Origin of the sequence: Mucilaginibacter sp. (assembly GCF_039921305.1) — a bacterium.
Taxonomy (GTDB): domain Bacteria; phylum Bacteroidota; class Bacteroidia; order Sphingobacteriales; family Sphingobacteriaceae; genus Mucilaginibacter.
The window spans coordinates 105480-118372 of record NZ_JBDSCA010000052.1 but is presented as its reverse complement, the minus strand read 5'-3'; the positions used below and the strand labels follow the sequence as shown (position 1 = coordinate 118372).

Here is a 12893-nt window from a genome sequence, read left to right as displayed (position 1 = left end):
AAATATCTATATTCGCACAAGGTATTTAAGCATGAACCGCCAAACCCGAGAGATACAGAGTTTCTTCTACAGCCAGTACTTTTCTGATGGCTTACGTATCACGCTTGGCGTTTTATTGCCATCGTTAGTGCTTGCCCAGTTTGATCAGCTCGAAACAGGACTAACGCTCTCCCTTGGCGCACTTTGCGTAAGTGGTGCAGATAACCCAGGCCCGGTAATGCACAAACGCAATGGCATGGCCATTTGCAGCGCCCTCATGTTTATAGTAGCTATCGCGACTGGTTTTGCCAGGCTTAATGTATTTACCATGGGTGTCGAGATCGTGATCTTCGCCTTCTTCTTCTCCATGTTCACCGTATATGGTAACCGGGCCGCATCTGTTGGTACATCCTGCCTCCTCATTATGATATTGATGATGGAAAAGGCGCTGCAACCATCCGAAATATTAGAGTATAGTGCAACCATATTAGCAGGTAGCATTTGGTACACCTTATTAAGCATCACTTTTTTCAGCATCCGGCCATATCGTGCTGCCCAGCAAGCTTTAGGCGAAAACATGCTTGATGTAGCCAAATTCCTGCGTATTAAAGCGGATTTTTATAAACCGGATATCAACATCGAAGAAAATTATCATAAGGTTGTATCCCAGCAAATACACGTAAGCCACAACCAGGATGCGGTGCGTGAGTTGCTCTTTAAAAGTCGGCTGGTAGTTAAAGAGTCAACCAATGCCAGCCGCATCTTAGTACTCACTTTCGTGGATCTGGTAGATCTTTTCGAGCAGATCATGGCAACCCATTATGATTATTTCGCCATCCATCAAAAATTCGAAAAAACCGGGATTCTTAATGATATTTCGATCACGATATCTCACATTGCTGATGAATTGGATAACCTGGGCTACTCTATACAGGCAAATTCAAGGTACAGGCATATTATTGACCTGAACCCTGAATTAGAAAAACTAAAAGTTAAAATTGACGCGCTCGCCACTCAAGATAAGAGCATCAGTAATCTGGTACTCAAAAAGATCCTCATCAACCTTCGCGATCTTAGTCAAAACATCAGCAATATTTCAAACTATTACAATTCCAAATCGGCAGAGGTGTTGAAAGAACGTGCTCAGGTTGAGTACTCCAAATTTATCACACATCAGGAATACGATCCGCGTTTATTCTTTGATAACCTTACACTTAGCTCATCTATCTTCAAGCATTCCTTAAGGGTGGCTTTGGTTTGTTTATTGGGTTTCATCACAGCCAAAACCATTAGCCATGGGCACCATAGTTATTGGATATTACTAACCATTATTGTGATATTGAAGCCTGGCTTCAGCCTGACTAAACAACGTAATTATCAACGTTTATTAGGTACCATAGCAGGTGGAGCTTTAGGTATTTTGATACTTTACTTCATCAGGGATAACACGGCGCAATTGATTATTCTTATGGCTTTTATGATAGCAGCATACAGCTTTCAACGACTAAACTATATTGTTAGCGTAATATTCATGACACCCTATGTACTCATCCTGTTTAAGTTTCTGGGTGTTGACCATGTGGTGCAAGAGCGTATTGCCGATACTTTAATTGGTGGAGGTATCGCTTTTATAGCCAGCTACATCATCTTCCCCACATGGGAATTTGACTTGATCAAAAGTACCCTAACTGATGTATTAAGATCAAACATTGATTACCTGATGAAGTTTGCCGAATCGCTATCGGGCAAAAACGTAAACACTACCGATTACAAATTGGCCCGTAAAGATGTTTACGTGTATTCTGCCAACCTATCCGCAGCTTTTGAACGGATGACATCCGAACCCAAGCGTAAACAGGTACATATTAAAGAGGTGCACAAGTTTGTAGTTCTAAACCATATCTTAACCTCATACATTGCTAACATAGCATCAACTATGTTAAGCAAGCCACAAACGGTTCAACCCGAAAACTTAAAACTGGTTAAACGGTCTATTACCATTTTGCATGATACAGCTAATAAAATTGCCCCGATGCAAACTGAGTTACCTAAAATAACTATCCCGGTAACGGATGCCCTGGCAGAAAAACCAGAGCCTACACTTGATGCTCACCTGCTTAAAGAACAATTGGAATTTATAACTAAAGTAAGCACCGATATCGCCAAAATAACTGATACTATTGTAGAATAAAATCAAAAAGGCTTTTACGGCAACAAAACGGATTTACAGATCATAAAGAAAAATAATTGAGTAATCACTATCTAAAATTATTTTACGACTTTAGCGCATACCCATCCAATTAATTAAAACTTTTTATAAAAGACATCACTAAATAAAAAGTAAGCAATGAAACAAATTGGTCTTATCGAAGATAATAGCATCATCAGAGACGTTTATACCAACTACTTTAAGGCAACAAAATCATTTGACGTAGTATTTGCCGTAGCTGATGTTACAGATGCACTGGCTCTCAAAAAAAGCGCCCCTTTTATTATTTTGTTAGATGTTAACTTACCATCAGGCTCTGGTATTGATGGGATAAAAGCATTAAGCAAACATTTTCCTGGTAGTAAAATTGTTATCCTCTCAAGCATGGTTGATAACAAGCTAACCAAACAGGCTATGGAAAATGGCGCTGTCGGATACTTATTGAAATCAAGCAGTATCGCTTACATCTGCGAGGCCTTATTACAGATGGCTGAGGGCGGTTTACCTTTTTCACCGGCAACAGTTGCACACCTGATTCAAACAAAAAGCCATAACCAGGATGATTTAAGTGGCCTGACCAAACGAGAGTGGGAACTCATTAAATTATTAAGTGATGGCTATTCAAATAAAGTAGCAGCTGACAAACTTAATGTCACCTATTTTACCATTAATCAGCACCTCAAAAACATTTACAAAAAGCTGAACATTAATTCTAAATCTGAGTTAATATCATGGTTTTTGGGTAAAAACATTCAGCATTCTGTAGCCTGATGATAATCATTATTCACTGTAGTAAGCTATGGAACAGCCCCGTTCAAGGCCAGGGAAACTTTACTTCTTACTCCTCAGCAAAGCTTCCAAATAATAATAATCAGCATAGTTAATAGGCACATCAATCTCGCTTTTAGCCGGGCGGTGGCCTGTGCTATGCAGCAAAATAAAGCCCCCATTGCTGTTCAACGGGTTTTTGTAGTTTGCAGCAAGGTTATTCAATATCGTATTCGCCTTAACAACATAATCCTTATTCTTGGCATAGCCCGATAGCTCGTACAAAGCCGAAGCCGTGATCGCTGCCGCAGATACGTCCCTGGAAGTATTCGGTATTGTCGGGTCATTATAATCCCAGTATGGGATCAGATCCTTAGGCATTGTAGGGTTGCTGAAAATGAACCTGGCAATACGCTGTGCATGCTCCAGGTATTTTTTATCATGCGTTTCGCGATAGCAAAGTGTAAAGCCATAAAGCCCCCATGCTTGTCCGCGTGCCCATGCCGATTCATTACTATAACCCTGGTGCGTAGTTTTCTTTATAACCACTCCTGTTTCCGGATCATAATCAACCACATGATACGAGCTGTAATCCGCACGGAAATGATTTTTCATTGTATGGTCGGCATGAGATACCGCTATCTTATAAAACGATGAATCGCCGCTTAGTTTGGTCGCTTCAAAAAGCAATTCCAAATTCATCATATTATCAATAATAACCGGGTTAACCCACAGTTCCTTATTATGATCCCACGATTTAATCACGCCGGTTTTAGGGTTAAAGCGGGTACTTAATGATTTTGCCGCGTTAATAATAATTTGCTTATAAGCCGGATCTTTGGTTAGCTTATAACCATTACCAAAGCTGCAATAGATAATAAAACCTAAATCATGGGTGCCTTTGTTATATTGTTCCTTCTCAATTTTAGCTGTATATATTTTTGCTTGTTCCAACCATTTAGGGTCCTTTGTTTGTTCATACAGAAACCAAAGCTCACCGGGGAAAAATCCGCTTGTCCAATCGGTACTGCTAACTATCTTAAACTTACCATTTTCAAAAGTGCGTGGCGAAACCAGCTTAGGGTCGGTGTTGGCCTCAAGCTGTTTCAGCATAAAGCCGGTTTGCTCCGCGGCGTATTTAAACTCTTTGGCAACATTTGGCTTTTGCGCAAAAGTGGCTGTGCTAATTAATAAAGAAGCGGCTACCGCGCTCATTTTTAAATTTTGGTATATCATAATTCCTGGTAATTATTACTCAACTTTACTCAATTGTATCGCATTTAAAATGGGTTCACCTTTAATAGGTCTAAACTCAATGTTCAAACCATTGTTATCGTTAATCCAAACTTTTACTTTTTCGTAGCCCGCGGTTAAATAACCAAACTTTTTAGCCACATTAAAATCCTTCAGCACAACCAGCCCGTTAGCCAGCACATCAAATATCCTGTCCTGCGCTTTTTCATCACCGGTATTTCTGCCATCGCTCAAGTTATAAGCTAAAGCCTCTTTTTTCTCGTCGCTAACCAACTCCGCAAAATGTAAGGTTAATTCATAGCTACCTTTAGGTGCGTCTATTTTATAAGCCTTGATGCCCGTTTGCTGGGTTTGATATATCGGGTCATTTTCTGTACTCCTGATATTCCTGTCTGATCCATAAGGTAACCTCGCATTTTTACCAATATAAGGCTTACCGCCAATAGCTCCAAACTGACCCTTCTTATAAGCTTGATCAGAAATCCAAACCTGCTTGCTCACAGGCTCAATATAATAGCGGGTAGTTCCCAGCATAATATTCAAATCCTGAAACCACGCGCCCGCAGCCTGCATATTAAAAGGTATTAAGTTAAAGCTCACTTCTGCATTATCCCAATATTGTTGGCCATTAACCTTAGCTACAACCTGAATTTGGTTTATCCCATTCGCAAAAGGCACGTTCAAGGTAGCAACACCATTCACCGTTTTAGCTTCACCAAGCTTTTGGTTATTTAATACAAACTCAACCGACAGGGCGTTGGTTAATACCGTTAAAGCTTGTGTACAAACCTTATTATTTGCACTATCGGCAATACCGGCACGGTTTAACCAGTTTGATATTTTAATAAAAGGTTTTGTCAGCAATTCAGCCTGGTAATAACGGTAAGTATCTTTAGGTTCACGGTTCCATGTCAATAATCCTTTATTATTGATATGCGGCATGGTTTCTTCCCGGGTTTCCGAATTAAAATCAGCCAGATTCCAGGCCATCGCTCCCACCACAAACGGACGTATTTTAATAGCATCGAGGTAAACCTGGTGAAAGCCTAAGGCATAATCAATGCTCTTATCAAACCTGATCGGCTTTGCCGATCGTATCCTCGGGTCGGCATCCGCGCCATACTCCGTAACCATCATCGGCTTATCGGGGAAATCCTGATGGAACTTATCCAAAAACTTACCAAAATCTCCCACTACGCCCCCATACCACCCCTGGTAAAGGTTCCAGCCCAATAGCATGGGTATTTGTATCAAACCAGCTTGTTTATACCGGTTGTAATCGCCATGGCAAGCCATCATCGTATACCGGCCTGGGTCTGTCTTCCGGATGATATCTTCGAGCGTTTGGGCCAGTTTGGCAATATTGGCAAAGTAAATTTGTTGCCTTACTTTATCATCGGCAAATTTGGGTCTCAGTAACACCTCATTCATATACCCCCATATTATTAAAGCAGGATGATTGAAATTCTGGTGCATCATTTCTTCCAGCATTCGCTTGCTGTTATTGGTAAACCCGTCACTTTCGGTTATTGCGTTTACCACAGGTATCTCAACAGTAGCTAAAATCCCAAGCCTATCACATGCGGCCAATACCTCCGGTACTTGCGGGTAATGCGCTATCCGCAAAAAGTTACCGCCCATAGCCTTTAAAAGCTTCATATCCGCCTCATGGTAACCATCAGGTAAAGCATTACCCAAGCCCGCAAAATCCTGATGACGGCTCGCTCCTATCAACTTAACCGGCTTATCATTCAAAAAAAAACCTTTAGCGGCATCAAACTTAAACCACCTAAAACCAAGCGGATTCGATACTTCATCAAGCAATTCCTTAGTATCCGCGTTATAAACTTGTGTGATAACCCGATATAAATATGGGTCATTAGTACTCCATAAATGCGGATTGGCAATAGCTGTTATATCCTGTATAACATCGTTTTCGGCCAGTTTATCCTTCGGCAGGATGCTGCTTTTAACAGCGATACTCTTCCCATCAGCATCCCAAATGGTGCTAACAAACTTTAACTTGTTTTTAAAGCCAACGTACTTGACCAACTTTGCGCTCACCTTAACCGAAGCCATAGCCGCCGATACCTGCGGAGTAGTTATATAAACACCACTCGCCCCATCGCTCATATCAAAATGTACTTTATTGGTCGATACTAATTTCACGTTCCGGTATATCCCACCATAAAAAGTAAAATCAGCCGTTAAGGGTGCAATATCCGGGTTGAAACTATTATCAACCGATACCGCTATTTCATTTTTTTCCGGCTCATCAAAATTCAGATATTGATCTATTTGTATACAGAAAGCCGTATAACCACCAATATGGCTTCCTGCTTTTTTACCGTTTACATACACTACTGTTTGCTGGTTAGCACCTTCAAAATACAGGTAAACGTTTTTATTTTTAAAGCTGCTGCTTACCGCGATAGTCTTCCGGTACCAGCATAAAGCCCTGTAATAATCCGGAATATCGTCGGTCACATCATCCTTGTTCCAGGTATGTGGTAACGAAACTGTTTCCCAATTGGAAGCCGGATTAGCTATTCCACCGGGTTCAAAAGCTCCTTTGGTAAATTTCCAGTATTGGTTTAGCCCTGTTTCGGTACGTACCTGTGCGAACGATGCATTGCAAAGCAGCAGTAAAACTGCGGTAATAAATAATTGCAGGCAAAGCGGTTTTTTATTCATAGGTATAAATGGGCCGCTAATTTAATGGCTTCTCACCTTATTCAACAATAGTTCCCAATCATGCTTATGCTTACCTTGCGGGAAGCTCTTTAACACAACATCAGCATATTTTATATCAAAGTACGATGCCAGTTCTAAAACATAGATCGCCGTATTCGGATGGAACAATGCTCCCGCTACATAACCCTGCTCTCCGTTCTTGGCACGTGCCCGGTCAAAGCCCGACTTACTGTTTAAAAACTCACCGTGTGTTTTCTCTCCAGTAACAAAGGGCACCAAAAACTCCATCGATTTTTTGATAGAAGACCCCTTCTCTGATTCGTAATTGAAAAAATCCTTACCCGTAGCACGCTTGATAACAATAGCCGCCATAACCAAAGGTTCCAATGTGTAAATATGGTAGTGCAAAGCATCACGCTCCTTAAAATCATATCCCGAACCATCGGCATATAAATTAATAGCTATCTGTTTAGCCATTTCCTTCTCAATAATTTGGTTATACTTATCACTATGTATAGCGTAAGCAATCATCGCGATAATTTTGAGCCTGTGCGAATTCCAGTTATTTGTTGCTGTGCTCTGGCCGGGTTTAGCATAGTCACTATTTAACTCACCCTGGGCAATGCTATCCAGCCAGATGTCAATAGTTTTTTGAGCATCGGCTTTTATCGAACTTCGTAAAATATCATAACCGGTAAAAAGAGGTTCCAGTTTGGTTTCATCAATCGGGTCGCCTGATGATTTATTAACTTTGGCCCAGGCCAACAAATATTCGGTAGCTTTATCCAAACAGGCTTTATTGCCATACAGTTTGTAAACCAGAGCCAATGCATAAATTTTATCGGCATCTTCAACCGCCTTTAAACTTTTTACCTTATCGGGATGCCCTGCCAGCATACCTTCCGAAGTAATTTCTTCTATCGGGTTAGGCGTTTCTGTTAAAGCTTTATCGGCTGTAGCCTGAAAATATTCAAACGTCTTTTTAGCCTCCGCATCCGTTTTCAGGATAGCACCAAGCTTTGTAAACTCAGCATTGGTTAAACTCACGTATTGTGCCCTCGCGTTAAAACCAGCAAAGGCAACTATAATTAGCAACGAAATTATTCTTCTCATTTACTTTTCAATAATATTGATAATTAAAGTATCCGGATTAAGCTTAATTAGCCTATCATGATTGGAAATTCACACTTAATCTATCAGCTCAAATTTACTCTCAAGCAAAATATTATCGGATGAATTACCTATCATCAGCTTAAAATCACCTGGTTCCGTGCCCCATTTCATTTGTTGATTATAAAAGGATAGTTTTTCCTTGTCTATCACAAAACTCACCTCCTTGCTTTCGCCAGTCTGTAAAAATACCTTCCGAAAATCTTTCAGTTCCTTAACGGGACGGGTTACACTGGCAACCAGGTCCTGCAAATAAAGTTGCACCACCTCTTCACCAGCATATTTACCTGTATTTTGCAAAGTACAAGTAACCTGTAACTTATCGGTTTGCGATATTTGCGCTTTGCTCAATTTTAAATTACTAAAAGCAAATGTGGTATAGCTCAAACCATAACCAAAAGCAAACTTTGGCGTATTAGGCATATCTAAATAAGCCGATTTATAAAGCGGGTCCTTAATATTTAGTAAAGGGCGGCCCGTATTTTTAGCGGCATAGAACAAAGGTATCTGCCCCTCTGCCCTCGGGAACGACATCGGTAGTTTTGCTGCCGGGTTATAATCCCCAAATAGCACATTAGCCATAGCGTTGCCAGCCTCACTGCCCAACCACCAGGTATATAATATTGAATTGGCATGATCTGCCGTCCAGTTAAATATCAATGGGCGGCCAGCCATTATTAAAACCACCACTTGTTTACCCGTGGCTTTTATCGCTTTGATCAGGTCTTCCTGTATACCTGGTAAACCAATGTTAGCATGGCTTTTGGCCTCGCCGCTCATATCAAAAGTTTCGCCAACGGCCATCACAACCACATCGGCATTCTTAGCCGCGTTAACCGCCTCGGCAAAGCCCGCTCTTGATGTATCGCTCACGCCACAGCCTTCGGCATATGTTAGTTTAATGTTGTTTCCTACTTTATTCTGAAGCCCTTCGTATAACGATACCAAATGGTCATTATCCCACTTTACCGACCAAAAGCCCATCATATCTTTACTCGATTTTGCCAGCGGCCCAATCACAGCAATAGATTTTAAATTCTTTGATAAAGGCAACAACTGCCCCTCATTTTTCAAAAGCACAATGCTCTTTTCGGCAACGGTACGTGCGGCCACTTTGTTAGCCGGATCTTCCAATACCTTCTTTTCCCGCTGCGCATCGCTAAAGCGGTATGGGTCGTCAAACAAACCCAACTCATACTTTTTACGCAACACTCTTCTAACAGCATCATTGATCAGGTCTATCGATATCGTTTTATCTTCAACCAATTTCTTCAGGCCAATAACATATGCATGCCCTTCCATATCCATGTCCGAACCCGCCGTAATAGCCAATCTCGCCGCGTCGGTTTTATCTTTAGCGAAACCATGGGCAACCATCTCACTTATCGATCCCCAGTCGCTCACCACAAAACCGGTAAAGCCCCATTTTCCCTTCAAAATATCACGCTGCAAATAAGCGTTACCGGTAGCGGGTATCCCATTCAGCTCGTTAAACGAATTCATAAACGTTGCCGCGCCTGCATCAAGCGCTGCCTTAAACGGAGGTAAATAAACCTCCCATAGTAAACGGTCGCTCATGTCAACCGTATTATAATCCCGTCCCGCAATAGCGGCTCCATAGGCTGCAAAATGCTTTACGCAAGCCATAATAGCATCTTTATTACCTAAACCATTGCCCTGGAAACCTTTTACTCTTGCTGCCGCGATAAGCGATCCCAGATAAGGATCTTCACCAGCGCCTTCCATCACCCGGCCCCAACGTGGGTCGCGTGATATATCAACCATTGGCGCAAACGTCCAATGCAATCCGGATGCTGCCGCCTCAGTAGCTGCTGTTCTGGCTGATAGTTCAATAGCTCCCAGATCCCAACTCGCGGCTTCGGCCAGCGGTATCGGGAAAGTGGTACGATAACCATGTATCACATCCAAACCAAAAAGCAAAGGTATTTTTAACCGCGATTGCATAGCTATCTCTTGCACCATCCGCGTATCGGTAACCCCACGTACATTAAGCATCGATCCAACTTTGCCGGCTTTAATGTCTAAATATTTGGTGCTATTTGTTGTTAAAGGGCCTGTAGCCGCCCTATCGCCTGTATATTGATTAAGCTGACCAATCTTTTCTTCGAGGGTCATCTTAGCCATCAGGGCATCTATCTTTTGTTCAATTACCGTGTTCGGTGCTTTTTGTTGTCCAAAAGTTAACTGGCCGCCAATAAGCAGGCAAACAATGGTAAATGGAATTTTGGGTGACATATTAGGATATAATCTTTTTAAATTAACGAATACGCTTTGCAAAGTAAGGGCCTGTCATATGTTAAATTGAATAGCAAATTGGCATATGATTATAACAACTTTACAGCTGTTAACTTAAAGCGGTATTACAAATGAATATTTATAAATTAAGCTGCCGCCCCAAAAGACGGCAGCTTAATAAGTTATTGAGCCGGAAAAAACGGTGCAACAACAGCGGCACTGGTGCTGCTTTGCACTTGTATTACTCCATTAGTAGCTAATAAATCGCTAACTGCAATGTTGGAGTTAGTGTTTAACACGATGGGGTAATCTAACTGCGATGTAACTGTATTAGCATTTGACACATGTATCAGCATAATTGAATTTGGATTTGGATTGTAAGTTGTACCACTTGCAACGGGCGCAAGCATACCCGGAGGATTTGTTGTAAATACTCCCGCAGGCGCAAGTGTTTGTGCCTTAACATCCTGTAATGGCAAATTGTAATGCGAATACTGGCCCAGCAGAATCAAATACGATAAATAATTCTTAACATCTGCTTTCGAGAAACTTTGCCATTTACTACCAGCAACTGTACCGTTTTTATATTTGGGCCACAATTGTGATGTTACAGCGCCATTCTGCAAAAATATGAACGTTCTGCCCGGCTTAATATATTCGTTGGTATCAATGCCCGAGTAAATTACACCGTCATACATTCTTCTGAATATGGTATCGGTATTGCTGCCATAAGCACGAGCTTTCATGTATGCCCAAGCCGTTTTGTAAACATGCGCGTCAATGGTATCCACATTAGTTGCACGGTTATAGTCCTTTTGCATGCTCAATCCGGCCAGTGTACATCCGGACATTATTGCCGCCGCACCTAATGATGCGGTCAGCGTTGCTATAATGATTTTTATCTTTTTCATAAAATGATAATTAATATCCTGGGTTTTGAACTAATTTTTTATTCGCATTTAAAGCGTTCTGGCTAACCGGCCATAAATAACGGTTTGGTGCATCAATAAAGCCTTTAGTATCCGGGGTAACCGTAGTTACATTACCAACTGTAACCGATGTTGCATTACGGATATTCAACACCGGATCCATAACCTGGTGAACGCGGTTCATACGTACCAGATCGTACCAGCGTTTACCTTCACCTAATAATTCAAATTGTTCTTCGGCTAAAATACCATCAACCATTAATGCCGTACTTGGGTAAGCTGTTGCCGGTATAGGCGTAACCACTGTTGTTGCTGTTGTTTGCCTTGCTCTCACATATACATAGTTCAAATATTTTAACGCGTTAGGCAAGTCACTCGTCATGGCATAAGCTTCGGCCATTGATAAGTAAACATCTGCAAGCCTGTACATTGGTAAGTAAACGTTAAAATTAAGGTTACCTGCAACTGGTGTAATACCAGCGGTAGTTGGTGTTAAATTATAATATTTATAAAGCATATTGATGTGGTTCAAAGTAGTTAATGTATCAATACTCCTTGAAACACGCACATCTGTTTTATACTTGGCCTTAAAAGCAGCATGGAAAACTGGATCAAGTTGTACCGGGTTATTGCTCAATCCAACAAAAACAGGGATACAAGCACATCCATTAACGGTGTAATCCCAATAAATACTCCATATAGGTTCTGACGCGTTTGCAGGTGTTAAAAAGTTATTTTTCCAGTTCACACCTTGTTCAAGGGCTCCAATAGCTCCCGCTGGTGTTGAAGCAGTGGTAGCATTATATAAGCTCCCGCTAGGTGTTTTTCTGGTCAGCAAAGTATTATACCAGGTTAGCGCTTTAGTGTAATCTGCGGTACCACCGCCACCGCCACTTGGGATATTAGCTCTCCACATATAAACATCAGCCAATATCGCGCAAATTGCAGCTTCGCTAATATACCAAACCGTAGGGGTTTGGTTTTTTGAGATCATGGCATAAGCATTTTGCAGATCAGGAATGATCAACGAATCGATAAGGGTTAAGGCTTTGGTCTTCTCTTTACTGCCCGATTGGGTAATATCCAAATATGGCTCGATCCACAACGGTGCATCGCCCCAGTTCCTTACAATGTAAAAATAGCTTTCGGCACGCAGCGCGTAAGCTTGAGCCATAGCATTATTCAATATAGTTGGAGTAACGTTAGGATCACTTGCCGGTACCTGGGGGAAATATTTGATAGCCAAATTAGTGCGGCTTATTACACGGTACAAACCTGCCCAATCTGTTGATGAATTACTGAATTGCAAGGTGTTAGTCGACATTTCGATAACACTATTATTTGTGAACGTTGATGCCAAAAAAGTTTCGGCACGTAAATCTCCCCAATAATGATACTTACCTCCATAACCTTCATCGTTGGTATTTCCGGCACCTGTCATCGACTCCTGAAAAGCCGAATATATGCCTGCCAGGCCTGCGGTGATATCCTTTTGATTTTTAAAATACCCATCAACCGTAACCCCACTCGCTGGGTTTAAGTCCAGGTTTTTTTTACAACTGCTTATACCCAGGGCTATCCCGAAAAGTGAAGCAATAATTAATATTCTTTTCATTTTCTTTCGTTTAATCTTT

The 12893-nt window shown here is 41.4% G+C and carries 8 protein-coding genes; 2 read left to right on the top strand and 6 right to left on the bottom strand.

The window, feature by feature from the left end:
* Positions 1 to 31 precede the first annotated feature (31 nt).
* Together ABIN91_RS15660 and ABIN91_RS15655 are read left to right on the top strand one after the other, a co-directional pair.
* Entirely contained in the window at positions 32 to 2170 is a 2139-nt protein-coding gene (locus ABIN91_RS15660; protein WP_348052165.1) for an FUSC family membrane protein, read from the top strand.
* 156 nt (positions 2171 to 2326) lie between these two features.
* Positions 2327 to 2959 carry a response regulator transcription factor gene (locus tag ABIN91_RS15655; RefSeq protein WP_348052164.1) on the top strand — a complete coding sequence of 211 codons (633 nt, stop codon included), beginning with the start codon at positions 2327 to 2329 and terminating at the stop codon, positions 2957 to 2959.
* 60 nt (positions 2960 to 3019) lie between these two features.
* Here the strand turns inward: ABIN91_RS15655 and ABIN91_RS15650 are convergent, their stop codons facing one another.
* The 6 genes from ABIN91_RS15650 to ABIN91_RS15625 all read right to left on the bottom strand — a co-directional run bounded on the left by ABIN91_RS15650 (position 3020) and on the right by ABIN91_RS15625 (position 12874).
* A complete protein-coding gene (locus tag ABIN91_RS15650) occupies positions 3020 to 4192 on the bottom strand; it encodes a glycoside hydrolase family 88 protein (protein ID WP_348052163.1) in 1173 nt (390 codons plus the stop codon).
* A gap of 15 nt (positions 4193 to 4207) precedes the next feature.
* A complete protein-coding gene (locus tag ABIN91_RS15645; protein ID WP_348052162.1) occupies positions 4208 to 6904 on the bottom strand; it encodes a glycoside hydrolase family 2 TIM barrel-domain containing protein in 2697 nt (898 codons plus the stop codon).
* 21 nt (positions 6905 to 6925) lie between these two features.
* Positions 6926 to 8017 (bottom strand): alginate lyase family protein, encoded by a 1092-nt coding sequence (locus ABIN91_RS15640; RefSeq protein WP_348052161.1) that lies wholly within the window; start codon positions 8015 to 8017, stop codon positions 6926 to 6928.
* 75 nt (positions 8018 to 8092) lie between these two features.
* Positions 8093 to 10330 (bottom strand): glycoside hydrolase family 3 N-terminal domain-containing protein, encoded by a 2238-nt coding sequence (locus ABIN91_RS15635; protein ID WP_348052160.1) that lies wholly within the window; start codon positions 10328 to 10330, stop codon positions 8093 to 8095.
* Between the two features lie 182 nt (positions 10331 to 10512).
* Complete coding sequence (locus ABIN91_RS15630) at positions 10513 to 11241, bottom strand: hypothetical protein (protein ID WP_348052159.1); 729 nt, start codon at positions 11239 to 11241, stop codon at positions 10513 to 10515.
* A gap of 10 nt (positions 11242 to 11251) precedes the next feature.
* Positions 11252 to 12874, bottom strand: a complete 1623-nt coding sequence (locus ABIN91_RS15625) for a RagB/SusD family nutrient uptake outer membrane protein (protein ID WP_348052158.1) — start codon at positions 12872 to 12874, stop codon at positions 11252 to 11254.
* Positions 12875 to 12893: the final 19 nt, after the last annotated feature.

Coding starts and splice junctions, on each gene's coding strand:
- ABIN91_RS15650 (WP_348052163.1), bottom strand. CDS start 4,192: ATGATATACCAAAATTTAAAAATGAGCGCGGTAGCCGCTTCTTTATTA.
- ABIN91_RS15625 (WP_348052158.1), bottom strand. CDS start 12,874: ATGAAAAGAATATTAATTATTGCTTCACTTTTCGGGATAGCCCTGGGT.
- ABIN91_RS15630 (WP_348052159.1), bottom strand. CDS start 11,241: ATGAAAAAGATAAAAATCATTATAGCAACGCTGACCGCATCATTAGGT.
- ABIN91_RS15640 (WP_348052161.1), bottom strand. CDS start 8,017: ATGAGAAGAATAATTTCGTTGCTAATTATAGTTGCCTTTGCTGGTTTT.
- ABIN91_RS15635 (WP_348052160.1), bottom strand. CDS start 10,330: ATGTCACCCAAAATTCCATTTACCATTGTTTGCCTGCTTATTGGCGGC.
- ABIN91_RS15660 (WP_348052165.1), top strand. CDS start 32: ATGAACCGCCAAACCCGAGAGATACAGAGTTTCTTCTACAGCCAGTAC.
- ABIN91_RS15645 (WP_348052162.1), bottom strand. CDS start 6,904: ATGAATAAAAAACCGCTTTGCCTGCAATTATTTATTACCGCAGTTTTA.
- ABIN91_RS15655 (WP_348052164.1), top strand. CDS start 2,327: ATGAAACAAATTGGTCTTATCGAAGATAATAGCATCATCAGAGACGTT.